Here is a 17153-nt window from a genome sequence, read left to right on the forward strand (position 1 = left end):
TTATGGAAGCGACAGTTACTACTGCAAATAGTGAAGAAAAAACTTGGGGAGGCGGCGACAATCAGCCAATGGGAGCAAGTTATGGTAAATTAATGATGTGGTTTTTTATCGTATCAGATGCCTTAACGTTCTCTGGATTTTTAGCAGCTTACGGTTTTTCTAGATTTAAATTTATTGAAACGTGGCCTTTGGCCGATGAAGTGTTTACACACTTTCCATTTATGCATGGAGTATCTGCTCCGATGTATTACGTAGCATTGATGACTTTTATTTTGATTTTTTCATCTGTGACAATGGTTTTGGCTGTTGATGCAGGTCATCAAATGAAAAAAGACAAAGTAGTTCTCTACATGTTTTTAACCATCATAGGTGGTGGAATCTTTGTTGGTTCACAAGCTTGGGAATGGAAAAATTTTATCAAGGGTGAGTATGGTGCAATTGAGACAAAAGGAGGTAGTTTACTTCAGTTTGTTGATAAAGACGGTAAGCGTGTTGCTCTTGCAGAATTCGCAGCTACTTTACCTGGAGAAAGAGAACAATTGACAAGAAATAAAGGGAAATGGTTTATGGAAGAAGGTTCATTGCCTTCTTACACAGTGGCTGAAGTACAAGCTGGTTTTAAAGCTCATCCGGATCTTTTGATCAGAACAGAGGTTATCACTGCTGAGAAACAAAAAACGATTCTTTCTAGAGCAGATTCTGAATTTAGATTAAGTCAAGCACATTATGTTGTTGAAGGGGCAAACTTGACAAGAAATGAATATGGTAGCAAATTGTTTGCTGATTTCTTTTTCTTTATTACAGGTTTCCACGGATTCCACGTATTATCTGGTGTAATCATCAATATAATTATTTTCTTCAACGTTCTTATCGGAACATATGAGAAAAGAAGAAGTTACGAGATGGTAGAGAAAGTAGGTCTGTATTGGCACTTTGTCGATCTAGTATGGGTTTTCGTATTTACGGTTTTCTATCTAGTTTAATTTTTAAAAGTTATTATTATGTCACACGGTCACCAATATGAATCAAACGTTAGCGGTATCTGGAAAGTTTTTGGGATATTATCAGCTGTAACAATCGTAGAAGTTATTTTAGGTATTTTAAAACCTGATTTTTTGCACTTCACTCATTTTTTAGGAATGAGCTTGCTAAACTGGATATTTTATGCGCTTACTGTTTTTAAAGCGTATTATATAGTTTGGTCTTTCATGCACATGGAAGGAGAGAAATCAAGTTTGCAATCAGCGGTTGTTATTCCGCTTGTGTTTTTGATTCTGTATATCCTTTTTATTCTTTTAACAGAAGGACATTATATTTATGGGGTTTTTAAAGATTCTACAATTAAATGGAATTTTTAACATTATATTAATTCAAAAAAAGGGTATCCGTCGCGGCGGATGCCCTTTTTTATTTTATTTTTGTATCAAAAATAGTTAGCGTACTAATGAAAAAAAATATAGTTCTTTTTGTGCTTTTTATCCTTCCAATTGTTGCTTACCTTTTCTTCGCATCAGGAGTAAATGGTTTTACAACATTACCAGTGGTCTCACCTTCAGTTCCTGATTTGGGACAATGGGAATCACTCCATGGTGAAGAGGTGACCTTAAATGGTAAAATAACAATTCTTGGTTTTGGAGGTGCTGACATTATAAAAAATAGAGGGAATCTTTTTAATCTTAATGAAAAAGTATACCAACGATACCATACCTTCAAAGATTTGCAGTTTGTTATGGTTTGTCCACTAGGAACGGAAAAGGACATTGCAACGATCTTAGATGCCTTAGATGAGTTTACTGATGTATCACAATGGCATTTTGTATTCGCGACTCCTCAAGAAATAGAATCCTACTATAAAACTTTAAAGCTAAAAGGTAGTCTAGATAGTAAAGTGGGTACCTCTATGGTTTACATAGTAGATAAAGCTAGGAATTTGCGTGGTAGGAAAGAAGTGAAGGAGTATAAAGAAGGATATGATACTTTTCACCCCTCAGAGTTAAGTAATGAAATGATTGATGATTTTAAAATCATCCTTTATGAATACCGTGCAGCTTTAAAGAAAAACAAAAATGCAACGAAGCAACTTTAATCCATTATTATGTTTAAAAATAAATCATATATAGGTATTTCATTTATAATTCTTGTTTTTGGAATTTATGCTATCCCTAAAATTATAGATAGAGTACAGCAAGGTGATGTGGTTAAAGGAGACCGCTTAGATAAAGTTAGTACGGTTGCTCAAGCTGAAGGTAAATTAGTTGAAATTGGACCAGCTCCTAAATTTGAACTTACTAATCAAAACAATGTCAAGGTTTCAAATGAGACTTACAAAGGCAAGGTTTATGTTCTTGAATTCTTTTTTACGAACTGCCCCACTATCTGTCCTAAAATGAATCAGAGTATGTTGATAATTGAAAAGAAGTTTTTTGGAAATCCTAACTTTGGTATCGTATCTATTAGCATCGATCCTTTGCATGATACTCCAGCTGTTTTAAAAGAGCATGCTGCATTTTTAGGAGTTACCTCTTCAAATTGGAACTTTCTTACGGGTGATAGACAAAATATCTTTGACTTATCTAACAAAGGATTTAATCTATATGCGGGTGAAACGAGTCAGGTTAATGGTGGTTTCGAGCATTCTGGTTTGTTTGCGTTAATTGATAAGAACGGAAACATTAGATGTCGTAAGGATGAGTTTGGAAATCCTATTTTGTATTACGATGGATTAGATAAAGTTGGAGTGCGCAACATTCAGCAAGATATTAGTATTTTATTAGAAGAATAAATAAATGGAAAATCAAGCCTCAAAATTAAAATATAAAAACTGGATAATTCTTTTATCTGTAGCAATACCAATTGTAGTTGTGTTGCTTTTTAGTGTTAATCTTAAAAAAATGGGATTTGCTGTAGAGCCTCTCACTTTTTTGCCTCCTATCTATGCCTCTATAAATGCACTTACGGCTGTTTTTTTAGTTAGTGCGGTAATAGCTATAAAAAAAGGTAATCGTGCCTTGCATGAAAATTTAATGAAATCTGCAATTGCTTGTTCTGTTGCATTCTTAGCGATGTATGTCGCTTATCATATGACTTCAGATAGTACAAAATTTGGAGGAGAAGGAATCGTTATGTATGTCTATTACTTTATATTGTTTACACATATTGTTTTATCAGTAATCATTATTCCTTTAGTTTTGATTACTTATGTTAGAGCGCTATCTCAATTATTTGATCAACATAAAAAGATTGCCAAAATTACCTTTCCTATCTGGTTGTACGTTGCCGTTACTGGTGTCGTGGTATATTTAATGATTTCCCCTTATTATGTTTAAATCTACACTAAATACTAAGGTTTTGAATGCTATTGTAAATAGTAATGCCATTAAAATTGCAGCTTATATATTGTTGTTTTTTTCTACAACGTTAGTAAGTGCGCAATGTGCTATGTGTAGAGCAGCGTTAGGTGGTGACGCTAATAAAGTGCAAGCAGAAGCTGTTAACGATGGAATTGTATATCTAATGGTTATTCCCTACGTATTGGTTGCTTTGATTGGATACGCTGTTTATAGAATGAGAAAAAAGAAGGTGCAGTAATCTTCTAATTTAAGCCATTTACATTAATATTGATCTTTCCTTTTATGGATAAAAAAGCGAGAATAGCATTGTTAGTGAGTTCTATTTTTTTAAAAGTAATGTCATCTATTTTCCCATTTACAAACACTCCTGCCATCGGAGAATAGTTTTTTAAATATCCTAGCATAGTTTTATTACCTTCCTCTAAATTCGGTTGAATAGAATAGCGACAGTTTTCTTGTATTTTTTTTAGAACAATCCCTTGTGCTAGCCAATTTGCCGTTTTCATTAACTTACTTTTTGTGTCTAGAACATATTGCAATTGATCAAAGTATATTTCCTTTTTGATTTGATCATATTTAGGAAATCCTGCCAAATAGATTGTCCCGTTCAAAGATCCTAAAAGATCTAGAGCAATAACCATTTTTCCGTCCTTGTGCCAAATTTTAACATCTTGTACTTTTACCTTCTTGTTTCCTGAGGCAAATTCTTCTCCTATGAAATTCTTTTTTATGATTTTGGAGGCATCTGAATAAGTGGACACGGCAACTATATTAGCGCTCACCTCTTTCGGAATAACTCTAACAGGTTTTAAAATTATTTTTGATGCATCAAATTTTGTGATAGGTTCTTGACCAATTAAGGTTTCCATGTAACATTTCATTCCCATTTGTAGCATAAATGAGTCTTTTTCTAAATGTGCTGCTGTCGAATATATTTCTAGTGGAATGATTCGCAACCAGCTTTCGTAGTCCTCGTTAATTTTCAAAGGTGCACATATTTGTTCCAAAGCTGCTAAAAGATTTGGTTTAAAATCCATTGATTTTTCAATCGCCTCATCTATTGATTTTTCAATTTTTGCTTTGAATACTTTGATTCCAGGATTTACAAGGTAGGTTACGGGCATATTTTTACCCATTATAGTCATTGTTGGGCTTTCGGTCCAATCTAGTGAAATTAACTCTGTTTTAGTTTTTAGTCTCCAGTTATTTAGATTAACCGAGCTACTAAGTGTAACCATTCCATTTAATGTAAATTCTTGAGTGTTGTACATATCAACTCCCATTGCTCTTGTTCCTATTCTATATTTGATGACAGCTTTCAAAGGTAAAACTGTCTTTATTTTTTCTGATCCGATTGCATTTTCATTTGTAATTGTGATAGGTGCTAATTTCCAAATTTTCATTTCGATATTATCGTCCTCAATTATATTGTCTTCATAGATTACCCCATTTAAATAGAAATTAGCCTTGTTTTCAATGTCTTTTAATTTCACGCTAATAGGTAAGTTTATAAACGAGGGTGTGTTACTGTAAACTAATGGGGAAGCATCGTCTGGCTCTGGTTTTAGCGTTGCTAATTTTTGTCCAGTAGAACATCCTAAAATTAGTGTTGAGATAAAGATAATAGATATAAGGTGGCGTAACATTATATTTGTTTTTTAACAAAAGTAATTGTTTTATTACATCTATCCTTTCCTAATTACATTTTTTGAGTTGTATCAAAAAATTTTTGCTGCTTTTTTTTTTTAAATTATGCCGACTTACGATTATGAGCGATTAGTTTTACTTAATAAGTTAATTTTATTATGTTCATCAGATCATCTATTTATTGGCTAATCTCTCCTGTGAAGAATTTCCAGCTTGTTTTTTGGGGGTTTGAACAGGGGTAGGTGTTTAATTTTAATAATATTTTTTCGCTAGGAGTGTAACAATTAGGCTACACTGATGTCTTATGGATAGGTATATCTATTTTAATATGGAATGAAACTCTTTTTGTTGCAATAGTAGTAATAAATTTTTTTAAGGTACATAGTCAATTAGTAGGTGAAATTAGTTTGCAAACCTTTTTTGATATCAATTGATTTTATAAGTAGATGCGATCTTTGTTCCATAATTTGTTGTCGAGGTATTTTAGTATGATCAAAATATTTTGTCGCTATAGATGTTGTAAAGCATTGCTGTTTCATTGATACGTTTATAGAAATTTTTAAAAAATTATAATTACGAGATAAATGTTAAATTTGTGTGGTGCTTTTCCACACTTCCATTATAAACTTATGAAAAAAACCACTTGGGTGCCCTTAGCGTTTCTTTTTTCCTGTAGCTTGTCATTGCAAGCCCAGGCAAAGAAATGGACTTTGCAAGAATGTGTCAATTATGCGGTAGAGAACAATATCTCTATTAAACAAACAGAACTAGATGGTAAAACTGCATTAATCGATAAAAAAGGAGCTTACGGTAATTTCCTTCCTTCTTTGAACGCAAATGCGTCTCATTCGTGGAATATCGGTTTGAACCAAGATATTACCACAGGTTTGTTGCAAAATCAAACTACGCAATTTACCTCTGCGGGAGCTACTGTAGGTGTAGATATTTACAGAGGTCTGCAAAATCAGAATACTTTAAGAAGAGCAAATCTATCTATAGTTGCAGCAAAATATCAATTGCTAAAGATGCAAGAAGATATTGCACTAAATGTTGCTAATGCCTTTTTACAAGTATTATTTAATAAAGAAAATTTAAAAGTTCAACAAGAACAGTTAAGTATTGATGAGAAACAATTAACACGTTCTCAAGAATTAGTAAATGCAGGAACACTACCTAAAGGTGATTTGTTTGACGTTAAAGCAACTTTAGCTTCAGACAATCAGAGAGTAATTAATGCTGAAAATCTATTGTTAATTTCAAGACTTAGTTTAGCACAATTACTACAACTGGAGGATTTTGAGAATTTTGATATTGTAGATGACACTGACGCTAAAGATGAAAATAATATTTTGTTAGAAACACCTACAAGTATTTATGCAAAAGCTAAAGATGGCAGAACTGAGCTTAAGATAGCACAAACCAATCTGGAAATAGCCGAGAAGAATGTTGCCATTGCTAGAGGAGGCTATCAGCCAACGTTACAAGGATTTTATAGTTTTAACTCAAGGGTAGCCTATAGTGATAGGGTAACAGGGGTGGTGCCTAATGCTGCCAATCCTACATCTGTTGTGGGCTTTGTTGAAGGAACGAATCAAAATGTACTTAGTCCTAATTTCTCTCGCGTGTTGGGTAATCCCGCACCGTTTTTTGATCAATTTAACTCTAATAAAGGTCAGTCTTTTGGTATTCAGTTAAGTGTACCAATTTTTAATGGGTTTGCCGCTCGTAATAATGTGGATCGATCTAAAGTAGCTTTTGAAAGATCAAAAATAGCATTGGAACAACAAAGCTTAGACTTGCAAAGAAATGTATATACGGCCTTTGCAGATGCTAAAGGAGCTTTGAAATCATACGAATCGTCACTTGTAGCATTAGAGTCTAGACAAGAATCTTACAATTATGCTAAAGAGCGATTTGACGTTGGGTTAATGAATGCATTTGATTTGAGTCAGTCTCAAACACTATTAGCAACAGCCCAGTCAGAAGTTTTAAGAACGAAATACGACTACATTTTTAAAATAAAAATTGTAGAGTTTTATTTTGGAATTCCAATTATCAAAAATTAAGTTATCATGACAAAAAAAACAATTTATATTATCATTGGTGGAACTATCGTAGTTATTGGTTCTTTAATCGGCCTTTCTAAGGCAGGAGTTATTGGAAAAAAAGATCAAGGGATTGAGATAGAAACAGCACAAGTCAATACTTCAACTATTGTAGAAACGGTTTCGGCAACGGGAAAAATTCAGCCCGAGATAGAAGTTAAAATTTCATCGATGGTTTCAGGAGAAATCATTGCATTACCTGTAAAAGAAGGCCAAGTAGTTAAAAAAGGAGACTTATTAGTTAAAATAAATCCGGATTTATATACTTCAAGTTTAAATCGTACAATTGCTGGGTTATCTGGATCTAAAGCTGGTCTTACTCAAGCTGATGCACAGTACAAGGAAGCTAAGTCAAGTTATGATAGAAATAAATCATTGTTTGAAAAAGGAATAATATCAAAATCTGATTGGGATAAGGCAGTGGCATCATTTGATGTGGCCAAGGCCAGCAAACAATCTGCTTATTTTAATGTTCAAAGTGCGTCTGCATCCGTAAATGAAGCAAAAGACAACCTTGGGCGTACCATTATCTATGCTCCAGCAGATGGTACAATATCGATGCTTAATGTTGAATTAGGTGAAAGAGTTTTGGGAACACAACAAATGACTGGTACTGAAATATTGAGAGTGGCTAACTTGAACAATATGGAAGTTGAAGTAGATGTAAACGAAAATGATATTGTTAAAATAAAAGTGGGTGACTTAGCAAATGTAGAAGTTGATGCTTACCTAAAAAAGCAGTTTAGAGGTATGGTGACAAGTATTTCTAACTCAGCTAGTAGTGCGTTGACTGCTGATCAAGTAACTAATTTTAAAGTGAAGGTAAGAATTGTAAAAGAGTCTTACGAAGATCTTTTAGTTGGAAAACCAGTAACTTATTCTCCTTTTAGACCTGGTATGACAGCTACGGTAGATATTATTACAAAAACTAAGAAAAATATTTTAGCAGTTCCTATTAGTTCTGTTGTAGTAAAATCAGATACTGCATCTAGCAAAAGTGTTAAAATGATTCCTACCGAGGATGAAAAAAAAATGATGCCTAAGAGCGATAAAAAGTTTGAATGTGTGTTTGTTAAGGTTGGAGATAAAGCTAAAATTCGCGTAGTTAAAACAGGTATTCAAGACGATGCAAATATTGAAGTTATTAGTGGTTTACAAAAAGGAGATGTTGTGATTACGGGTCCTTATACAACTGTAAGTAAAGACTTGAACTCTGGTGATAAAGTGAGCCTAAAAACAGATAAGGATAAAAAATAAATAGTTACTTTTGAACTCTAATTTTAGATCTTAAATTTACTATACCTTGAATTATATACTCAACATTGAAACGGCTACTAAAAATTGCTCAGTTTCAATCGCTAAAGACGGTAAAACTATTGTTTGTAATGAAATCGCTGAGGAAGGCTATTCTCACGCTGAACGTTTGCATGTTTTTATAGAACAAAGTCTAAAGGAGGCGGCAATTTCTTATTCTCATTTAGTCGCGGTTGCAGTTAGTCAAGGTCCAGGTTCTTACACAGGATTGCGAATTGGAGTTTCTGCTGCAAAAGGATTGTGTTATGCACTGGGAATACCATTAATAGCAGTAGATACACTTAAGGTACTTGCTGCTCAGGCAACGATAACTTCTGGATTACTAGTACCTATGTTAGATGCAAGAAGAATGGAAGTATATAGTGCACTTTTTACACCTAATTTAGATAGTAGAAGAGAAGTCCAAGCAGAAGTTATAACAGAAGATTCGTTTAAGGATTTTCAGGAAGATTTATACTTCGTGGGAGATTGTGCTGAAAAATGTAAATCAACTCTTTCTAAAGATAATTTTATCTTCTTAGAAGATATTAAATACCCATCAGCAAATCAAATGAGTTTGCTTAGTTATGAGAAGTTCAAAATAAGCGACACAGTAGATGTCGCTTATTTTGAACCTTACTACCTTAAAGATTTTATGATTACCACTGCTAAGAAATAGTGGTTATTCTGAATCGTTTCTGGACATTTCTTTTACATAAGGCTGAATGGCGATGCCTGCTTCGTCAAAAGCATTCTTACAGTCCTCTAAAGTTTGAGTAAAAACACTACCAAAGTCTTCATTTTTAGCCCATGGCCTTACCGCAAGTTGGATGGCACTATCTGTTAGGTTTTTTACAAAAACTTCCGCTTTAGGAGTTTGTAGTACTTTAGGATTGTTCTCTAAAATTGCTGTAATAATGTCTTTGGCTTGTTTGATATTAGCATCATAAGAAATAGAAAACACAAAGTCTGCTCGTCGATATTGCTCCATCGAATAGTTTGTTATTGTGCCGTTAGAAAGTACGCCATTAGGAATAAAAACGGTCTGGTTGTTTGCTGTGGTTAGCTTTGTTACAAAAATTTGTATTTCGTTAACTGTTGCGATAATCCCTTGTGCTTCGATCAAATCACCTACTCTAAAAGGTTTGAATAAAATTATCAGCATTCCTCCTGCAAAATTAGATAATGATCCTTGTAATGATAGCCCTACTGCTAGCCCCATTGCTCCCAGAATAGCCACAAATGAAGATGTTTCTATACCTAATTTAGAAATAAATGTGACAAATAGTAAAACTCGTAAGACCCAAAGTAAAATGTCTGCAAGGAATTTTGATAATGTAGGATCTAAGTTTCTCCTGACCATAATTCTTCTAATTAATCTGTTGATTAATCTAATGAAATAGAGTCCTAGAAAAAGAATCAGAAATGCTGAGATAATTTTTGGGGAATAGTCAATGATTATTTTAATTAGATTCTCAGTGTAATCTGTAATATAATTGGGGTTTATTGTCATTTTTTGTTAATAAAAAAAACCTACTCTTAAAGTAGGTCTTGGTTTCAAAAACAAAAGTAGTAATTATTCTACTGTTTGAATTAATTTTTCCTTTTTATAAATAGTAAAAGCGCTTCGCGTAAAACGCTTTTACTACTTTAAACAGAGCTAATCTAGTTCGAATGTTACTTTAAGAGTGGCTCTGTATTCAGAAATAGCGCCATTAGTTACGGCGGCACTTTGGTCTTTAATGTAAACCGATTTTATGTTTTTAACCGATTTAGAAGCTTTGGCAATGGCTTTATGAGCTGCATCTTCCCAACTAACAGTTGAACTAGCTAGTAATTCAATAACTTTTAATACTGACATAATTTCTAATTTTAAAGTTAAACTTAAAGTTAGTGATTATTTTTGAGTAAGTACTTTAAATTAGTTTTAATTATTTCGTAATGCAATGTTAATCATTCATTTATGATTTTAAAATGCGATGATACCCTTAAGAGTTTATTGCTTCAACTTGAATCTTTTCATCGTTTAACATGCTTTTCAACATATTCTCAATTCCAGACTTTAGTGTAAAAGTGGATGATGGGCAGCCGCTGCAAGCACCTTGTAAAATCACTTTAACAATTTTAGTTTCTTCATCAAATGATTCAAAGGCAATATTTCCACCATCAGCTGCTACTGCTGGTTTTACATATTCTTCCAGAATATTGATAATTTGCTGAGAAGTAACATCCAGCTTATCAAATTCTTGTTCTTTGTTTTCCTCTGTTTTTTTAGTTGCTACAATTACTGTTTCATCTAGAACGGTACCACCATTTTCTATGTACTGCTTAATGAAAGTGCGCAGTTCTAGTGTGATTTCTTCCCAACTAATTATTTCATATTTAGTTACCGATATGTAGTTTTCGTCGATAAAAATTTCTTTAACATAAGGAAAATTAAATAGTTCTTTTGCTAGAGGAGAAGCTGCCGTTTGATCGATGTTTTTAAATTCAATAGCATTTTTAGTCAACATTCTACTAACTACAAATTTTAGCGCAGAAGGATTTGGTGTAGATTCGCCATAAACAGTTATGGGTTGCTTTTTAGTTTTATTTTCGTCAACGATGATAATTTTTCCACCATTGTCTACAAAAGATATTATTTGTTCAGCTACTGCGTCTTTAACATCCTCCCATTCTACAATACTAAACTTCTCAATTGCTATAAAATTACCTGATATGTAAACTGTTTTCACAAATGGTAAATAGAATAATTGTTGTGCTAGTGGGGAAGCTTTAGCCTCATCTATATTTTTAAACTCAAAATTTTCATTTTGTGTAATGAAATCTTCAAATTCAAATTTAAGTATAGTAGGATTTTGAGTGTCTTTTATGATTAATTTTGTCATGATCTAAGTGAAATTTTTACAAATTTAGTAAAGTTATTTTCTACGAATACCTATATTTGATTTATTAATTGAGAAATTAACTTTATTTTAAAGTTTGAGTCGTTTTTTAAAATAAATTAGCCAATATAGTTTTCATTCTAGTCTAGACCAATCCATGCGTATTAAAATTAATTTAATAATTTTTCTTTTTTTTATGTCGTTCATAGCTTCTTCTCAAGAGGGTATAGCGGTGTATTCTGATTATTTATCAGATAATTATTACTTGATTCATCCTTCAATGGCTGGTGCTGCAAATTGTGCCAAATTAAGAGTTACAGGAAGAAAACAGTGGTTTGGTCAAGAAGATGCACCTGAAATGCAAACGGCTAGTTTTAATGGACGTGTTGGAGAAAGGGCAGGCGCTGGTATAATTCTTTTTAACGATAAGAATGGCTACCATTCACAAAAAGGAGTGAAGTTTACTTATGCTTACCATTTGATGTTTTCACGGGATGAGATAGATTTAAATCAATTATCATTTGGTATTAGCGGAGGTCTTATCCAAAGTCAGTTAGACGAAACTAGCTTTAGAAATTCAGGGAATTTTGATCCTATTATTGATGGTACAATAGTTCAAAAGGATTCTTATTTTAATGTAGATATTGGAGCCTCTTATAATTTTCTTGACTTTTATGTACATGGTACTGTTAAGAATGCAATCGAAACGAGACGAGATATTTATACAGAATATGAAAGCGATAATTTACGCAAGTATCTACTAAGTGCTGGGTACGTTTTTGGGAACAAAGAAAGAATTCTATGGGAACCTTCTGTCCTTTTGCAGTATGTTGATAAAACAAAAGAGAAAGCAATTGATTTAAATATTAAGGCATACAAAAATGTAGAATTTGGATCTCTTTGGGCAGGTTTGTCTTATCGTAGAAGTCTAGATCAGGCTAAATATACTACTCTTAGTGGTGCTTCAGCAAATCAAAGGTTGCAGTATATCACCCCTATAGTGGGAGTAAACCTCAATAATTTTATGTTTGCATACACCTATTCTAATGTGAGTGGTCCTGTTAACTTCGATACTGGTGGTTTTCACCAAATTACAATAGGAATCAACTTGTTTTGTAAGCCGGTTAAGTACGAGTGTAATTGTCCTGCAATTAATTAATTTAATCGATTAAAACTATGGTCATAAAAGCAGTGAACGGCAAATTTCCTACTATTCCATCTGATTGTTACGTAGCGGAAAATGCTACTATTGTGGGCGATGTAAGTTTTGGAGCTTCTTGTAGTGTTTGGTTTAACGCTGTTATAAGAGGTGATGTTAATTTTATAACTATAGGGAATAAGGTAAATATTCAAGATGGAGCTATTGTTCATTGTACTTATCAAAAACATCCAACAATTATAGGTAATAACGTGTCGATAGGTCACAATGCTATCGTGCACGGTTGTGTAATTCACGACAATGTTTTGATTGGAATGGGAGCTATTGTAATGGATAATTGTATTATTGAAAGTAATTCGATCGTTGCAGCTGGTGCCGTAATTACCCAGAATACCGTAGTAAGCTCAGGATCAATTTGGGCAGGTGTTCCAGCCAAAAAAGTAAAAGACATTGATCAATCTAATTTTGCAGGTGAAATAGGACGCATTTCAGATAATTATGTTATGTACTCTAGTTGGTTTAAAGAAGACTAAAAGGTGTTTTACAGTTTGATCCTTTCGAAAAAAGAAGTCTTGTAACTCTCACTAATGGGCAATCTTTTGTCATTTATAATCACTTTGTTCTTTTGTATGGACTTTACGTGTTTTATATTGATGATATAAGACCGATGTACTCGTGCAAAACCTTTTGACGAAAGTAGGTTCTCTAGTTTAATTAAACTAATTAGTGTTAAGGTGTACTTGTTATCAGTAGTGTAAATTTTAACGTAATCTTTGAGGCCTTCGATGTATAATATATCTTCAAAATTTAATTTTACATTTTCATACTCAGCTCGCACAAACATGAAATCTTGTTGAATTTCTGGCGTTGCAGCTGTAACGGTGCAGATAGGAGTAGATTGTGAACGAAATAGTTGCTGCGCTCTCGATACTGATTTTAAAAAACGATGAAAAGGTATTGGTTTAACTAAATAATCCACAGCACCAAGATTAAAACCCTCTACTGCATATTCAGAATATGCTGTTGTAAATATGATTAATGGTTTTTTGTCAATAGCATTGATAAAGTCAATTCCTGTAAAATGCGGCATTTCTATATCTAGAAAAATCAAGTCAATGTTAGATTGGTTGATCACAGCTATGGCGTCTATCGCGTTGTTAAATGTATTTACGAGCTCAAGTGTTTCTACTTTGCTAACAAATTCTTTAATCAAATCAACCGCTAAAGGCTCATCATCTATAATAACACATTTCATATTGTTGATTTTTTGTTAATTTAAAAGCGCTTTTTTTTATTACTTTTTAGACGTTATCGTTTTGTCTAAAATTAAATTCAAATGTACGCTATAAATAGTATCTGTCTCCGTAATTGTTAATTGGTGCGTGTTTGGATAAAGCAAATTAAGTCTGCTTTCAATATTTGTTAAGCCAATGCCTGAGTTTTCAACATCTTTCGCATAGTTCTCTACTTTGTTCTCTATCCAAAAGTCTAATATGTTGTCACTAATATTGATCTTAATTTTAACATGAGCAACCCCTTTATAGTCGGTGCCATATTTAAAAGCATTTTCAATAAAGGAAATTAGTAGTAACGGTTCTATTTGTTTATTTCTAGTTTCTCCGTGTATATTTATAAAGATATTTTCAATATTATTCAATCGTAACTTTTGAAGCTCAATGTAGTTCTTTATGTAATTAATTTCTTTTTCTAGGTAGACTGTTTTATTATCAGTTTCGTATAACATATAACGCATCATTTCGGATAAAGTAACAATGGCATCGGGGACTAAATCTGATTTTTTGTAGGCTAGTGAGTAGATACTGTTTAATGCATTAAACAAAAAATGAGGGTTAGTTTGCTTTCTAAGATAAATGAGTTCTTTAGTAGTCCTGTTCTTCTCTGCGATTAATTTGTTTTGTTCGTTATCATAAAATCCAGACAAAGTTCTTAAAACGGTACTAGATGCAACTATAAAAACATAAAATATAGATGGAAAAATTCTCATTATAAAAGAGTTTTTCCTTGGGAGTTGCGTTTGTCTAATTATTTCTTGGCCCTGGATGTCATAAATTCTTGGAGGTTCCATTAGCCTTAAATCGGGTAGGAAATAAAGGATACGAATGATAGTAAATAGGGCAATTATAAATAGTATTATTGCGACAAAGGCCCAGTATTTTTTTTGTAAAAGTAATTTTGGAACTAGATAAAAGTAAGTGAAATAGAATAGTAAAATACCAGTAAACCATTGTACGTAAAAATCAAGGTTTATCATTAAAAAACTCTCGTACAAAGATATTAATGAGGTTACCATGATAAAGCACCAAATAATACAATGGATCAGTATTTTGTTTGTGTTTTTATATTTTATTCCGTCTTTGATCATCTATGTTTTTATGGATAATAAAATTAAATCTTTTTCAGTCACTGATGGTGATCTGTTTTTATTCAATTTGTCCAAGACTAATTTCCCAACTTTTAATGCCTCTTCTTTAGTTTGAAAATGTTTATTCTCACTAATAACTGGAATTATAGTTTGCTTGATAATTATTTTTTGGTCATTTGAAATCGTATATCCCCAGCCCGAATTAAGTTTTATAGCTTTAAGTTCAAAATTTTGTTTGCTGTTACAAGAGGTAAATAAAGTGATAAATAATAAAAGTATCATTACATATTTACTTTTAATAATAAGATTCTTCTGGATTTTAATCCAGAAGAATTTTGAAGTGGTATTAATTATCATCATCGCTTTGTGTATCAAAGGGTTTAAATTCCCAAACATCATCAAAATAGCTTGAACCAGTTCGTCCTAGTAATATGAAGCCACGTTCTTTTATAGCAAACCCTATTGCATCAGTTCTTGCTGATCCTTCTAGTGCTGTTTTTTCGGACCAAATATCCGAACTTGGATCGTATTCCCAAATTGTTCTTGTATTTTCTCCACACCCGATGTAGCCTAGTCCATTCATTGAAAAAGCAGACGCACTTGATCGAATAAGTACATATTCGTCATTAAATGAATAATCATCGCTTGTGTCTTGGTCAATATCATTTTTTCTAGTCCAGGTATCAGTTGCTGGATCAAACATCCAAAAGTCTACTTGATAGGTCCCACTATTTACTCCCAAACCTAAATACACTTTATTGTCAATAACAAAAGTACTAGCTCCTCTTCGTTTATTTCCGCTAAAACCATTTACTAATGTCCAAGTATCATTTGAAGGTGTATATTGGTAAAAGTCTTTCAAATAATTACCATCATATCCTGTACCAAAATAGGCTTTGTTCGCAGCTTGAAATCCAACTGCAGAGTAGCGAGCTGTTCCTGCAAAATCTGCTTTTTGGGTCCATATATTAGCTATAGGATCGTATTCATGAAAATCCTTTAGCTTATTGCTGCCGTCATAACCTAAACCAAGGTAACCTTTAGAATTAAGTTCAAATCCCGAAGCAGCACTTCGGCCCACTCCTGTAAAATCTGCTTTTTGCTGCCAATAGTCGCCTTCAGAGTCGTATGCCCACAAATCTTTCAAGTATTCATCTCCTGTGTAACCAGTGGCTACATATGCAAAACTACCAATGACAAAACTTGTTGCACTAGATCTCGCTGGCCCATCAAACGATGATTTTTTTATCCAGTTACCAACTAAGTCTTCATCTGTATCATCATTGCTACAGCTAACCATCATTAATCCCGCTAGGAGAGTAACTACTAATCTACTTTTTCCTAAAATATCCATCGTTTTATTGTTTATTAATATTAAGTTTTATTCCTATGTTGAGTGTATATGCATTTGTATTAGTGAAATCGTATGATCGATTACCTCTATTATCAATTAAATAATAGTTAGTATTAAAGTTATAGCCGCCTTGGAAATAAAGAGTCCAGTACCGATCAATGTTTCTAATATACTCAAACGTAGTCGCCATTTGAGAGTAGGTCAGCGATGCAATAGAGTTGCCAATGTAGGTTGAGTACGGTTTGTCTAAATTAAAAATAACACCCTGAAAACTATTATTGACTGTAAATGTATTTTTGTAATTGTAAGAGTAGCTCAACTTTGAAACAGGAAATCCAATTTTTAGTGCTGTCTTTTTAGATAATTGAGTACTGTATACAATAGTAGGTAGGATGCCCAGGTGTCTAAAATATACATTACGAGTTATTCCCATAGATAAGTTATTTTTATCGTTTATAGTATAGTTTGCACTTGCATTTCCTAGCCATTGTATGGTAGATAAGTTCATCTTATTTTCAAAATTTAGCGTAGGTATTAAGTTGATGTTTATGGCTGTTTTATTAGATAATACACGATTAAACACCACACTATTTTCTATGCTTGAAAAATTATTTAGATCGTTTATTAAGTTGTATTTAGTTAGGTCGTAAGTCACTGTTGTTTTTTTATAGGTAATGGTATTAGATAAGCTATTTATGGAATCAATTTTGTGAGAGAGCTCAAATCCTAAAGCTGTTTCATTAATTGTCATTTTATCTGCTGTAGCTAATTTTGTATTCATGTCTAAAGAGTAATTACTTTGGCCATTTGTTTTTAGAATGCAAAGCAGCAACAGCAACAGTGCACCAAGCTTTATTTTCATGTTTGTTTTATTTTTTCAAAAGTAGGTGCTAACACCACTGCAAAAAAAGAAGATATATGGATGCGTAGATTCTATCGACAAATGAGATCTTTATTATGGTGAATGAACAGTACTT

Annotated in this window: 20 protein-coding genes; 11 read left to right on the plus strand and 9 right to left on the minus strand. The window is 32.8% G+C overall.

Annotation, left to right across the window (positions count from 1 at the left end; translation table 11 throughout):
• Positions 1 to 2 precede the first annotated feature (2 nt).
• From H8R22_RS04655 to H8R22_RS04680, 6 genes are all read left to right on the plus strand, one after another.
• Entirely contained in the window at positions 3 to 983 is a 981-nt protein-coding gene (locus H8R22_RS04655) for a cytochrome c oxidase subunit 3 (RefSeq protein WP_187008704.1), read from the plus strand.
• Between the two features lie 18 nt (positions 984 to 1001).
• Positions 1002 to 1358, plus strand: coding sequence for a cytochrome C oxidase subunit IV family protein (locus H8R22_RS04660; protein WP_187008703.1), 357 nt, complete (start codon positions 1002 to 1004; stop codon positions 1356 to 1358).
• Positions 1359 to 1444: 86 nt separating this feature from the next.
• A complete protein-coding gene (locus H8R22_RS04665; protein WP_187008702.1) occupies positions 1445 to 2086 on the plus strand; it encodes a hypothetical protein in 642 nt (213 codons plus the stop codon).
• 9 nt (positions 2087 to 2095) lie between these two features.
• On the plus strand, positions 2096 to 2782 hold the full coding sequence (locus H8R22_RS04670; RefSeq protein WP_187008701.1) for an SCO family protein: 687 nt from the start codon (positions 2096 to 2098) through the stop codon (positions 2780 to 2782).
• A gap of 4 nt (positions 2783 to 2786) precedes the next feature.
• Positions 2787 to 3326, plus strand: a complete 540-nt coding sequence (locus H8R22_RS04675; RefSeq protein WP_187008700.1) for a DUF420 domain-containing protein — start codon at positions 2787 to 2789, stop codon at positions 3324 to 3326.
• A complete protein-coding gene (locus tag H8R22_RS04680) occupies positions 3319 to 3588 on the plus strand; it encodes a hypothetical protein (protein ID WP_225875974.1) in 270 nt (89 codons plus the stop codon). The genes H8R22_RS04675 and H8R22_RS04680 overlap by 8 nt, the downstream gene beginning before the upstream one ends.
• Before the next feature lie 4 nt (positions 3589 to 3592).
• On the opposite strand, the gene H8R22_RS04685 is transcribed toward H8R22_RS04680, so the two are convergent.
• The gene (locus tag H8R22_RS04685; protein WP_187008699.1) at positions 3593 to 4996 is read right to left on the minus strand and encodes a DUF4403 family protein; all 1404 of its coding nucleotides are present in this window, start codon (positions 4994 to 4996) and stop codon (positions 3593 to 3595) included.
• A 630-nt stretch (positions 4997 to 5626) separates the two neighbouring features.
• Here H8R22_RS04685 and H8R22_RS04690 point away from each other — a divergent pair.
• The 3 genes from H8R22_RS04690 to tsaB are packed head-to-tail and all read left to right on the plus strand — an operon-like array spanning position 5627 to position 9074.
• Positions 5627 to 7063: a TolC family protein gene (locus H8R22_RS04690; protein ID WP_187008698.1), complete on the plus strand. Its 1437-nt coding sequence runs from the start codon at positions 5627 to 5629 to the stop codon at positions 7061 to 7063.
• 6 nt (positions 7064 to 7069) lie between these two features.
• Positions 7070 to 8359: an efflux RND transporter periplasmic adaptor subunit gene (locus H8R22_RS04695; protein WP_187008697.1), complete on the plus strand. Its 1290-nt coding sequence runs from the start codon at positions 7070 to 7072 to the stop codon at positions 8357 to 8359.
• A gap of 46 nt (positions 8360 to 8405) precedes the next feature.
• Positions 8406 to 9074 carry a tRNA (adenosine(37)-N6)-threonylcarbamoyltransferase complex dimerization subunit type 1 TsaB gene (tsaB, locus tag H8R22_RS04700; protein WP_187008696.1) on the plus strand — a complete coding sequence of 223 codons (669 nt, stop codon included), beginning with the start codon at positions 8406 to 8408 and terminating at the stop codon, positions 9072 to 9074.
• Positions 9075 to 9077: 3 nt separating this feature from the next.
• On the opposite strand, the gene H8R22_RS04705 is transcribed toward tsaB, so the two are convergent.
• The 3 genes from H8R22_RS04705 to H8R22_RS04715 form a co-directional block, all read right to left on the minus strand.
• Complete coding sequence (locus H8R22_RS04705) at positions 9078 to 9908, minus strand: mechanosensitive ion channel family protein (RefSeq protein WP_187008695.1); 831 nt, start codon at positions 9906 to 9908, stop codon at positions 9078 to 9080.
• Between the two features lie 147 nt (positions 9909 to 10055).
• Positions 10056 to 10256 carry a dodecin family protein gene (locus H8R22_RS04710; protein WP_187008694.1) on the minus strand — a complete coding sequence of 67 codons (201 nt, stop codon included), beginning with the start codon at positions 10254 to 10256 and terminating at the stop codon, positions 10056 to 10058.
• 127 nt (positions 10257 to 10383) lie between these two features.
• Complete coding sequence (locus H8R22_RS04715; protein WP_187008693.1) at positions 10384 to 11283, minus strand: NifU family protein; 900 nt, start codon at positions 11281 to 11283, stop codon at positions 10384 to 10386.
• A gap of 154 nt (positions 11284 to 11437) precedes the next feature.
• Here H8R22_RS04715 and H8R22_RS04720 point away from each other — a divergent pair, with 154 nt between their 5' ends.
• Positions 11438 to 12439, plus strand: a complete 1002-nt coding sequence (locus H8R22_RS04720; RefSeq protein ID WP_187008692.1) for a PorP/SprF family type IX secretion system membrane protein — start codon at positions 11438 to 11440, stop codon at positions 12437 to 12439.
• Positions 12440 to 12456: 17 nt separating this feature from the next.
• A complete protein-coding gene (locus H8R22_RS04725) occupies positions 12457 to 12972 on the plus strand; it encodes a gamma carbonic anhydrase family protein (protein ID WP_187008691.1) in 516 nt (171 codons plus the stop codon).
• Between the two features lie 8 nt (positions 12973 to 12980).
• On the opposite strand, the gene H8R22_RS04730 is transcribed toward H8R22_RS04725, so the two are convergent.
• The 5 genes from H8R22_RS04730 to H8R22_RS04750 form a co-directional block, all read right to left on the minus strand.
• Positions 12981 to 13694: a LytR/AlgR family response regulator transcription factor gene (locus tag H8R22_RS04730; protein ID WP_187008690.1), complete on the minus strand. Its 714-nt coding sequence runs from the start codon at positions 13692 to 13694 to the stop codon at positions 12981 to 12983.
• Between the two features lie 39 nt (positions 13695 to 13733).
• Positions 13734 to 14444: a sensor histidine kinase gene (locus tag H8R22_RS04735; RefSeq protein ID WP_225875973.1), complete on the minus strand. Its 711-nt coding sequence runs from the start codon at positions 14442 to 14444 to the stop codon at positions 13734 to 13736.
• Positions 14445 to 14822: 378 nt separating this feature from the next.
• Positions 14823 to 15104, minus strand: a complete 282-nt coding sequence (locus H8R22_RS04740; protein WP_225875972.1) for a DUF4907 domain-containing protein — start codon at positions 15102 to 15104, stop codon at positions 14823 to 14825.
• Positions 15105 to 15168: 64 nt separating this feature from the next.
• Positions 15169 to 16176, minus strand: coding sequence for a Kelch repeat-containing protein (locus H8R22_RS04745; RefSeq protein WP_187008688.1), 1008 nt, complete (start codon positions 16174 to 16176; stop codon positions 15169 to 15171).
• 4 nt (positions 16177 to 16180) lie between these two features.
• Complete coding sequence (locus tag H8R22_RS04750) at positions 16181 to 17038, minus strand: hypothetical protein (protein ID WP_187008687.1); 858 nt, start codon at positions 17036 to 17038, stop codon at positions 16181 to 16183.
• Positions 17039 to 17153 lie beyond the last annotated feature (115 nt).

The sequence above is a fragment of the Flavobacterium kayseriense genome (genome assembly GCF_014305095.1).
Classification (GTDB): Bacteria; Bacteroidota; Bacteroidia; order Flavobacteriales; family Flavobacteriaceae; genus Flavobacterium; species Flavobacterium kayseriense.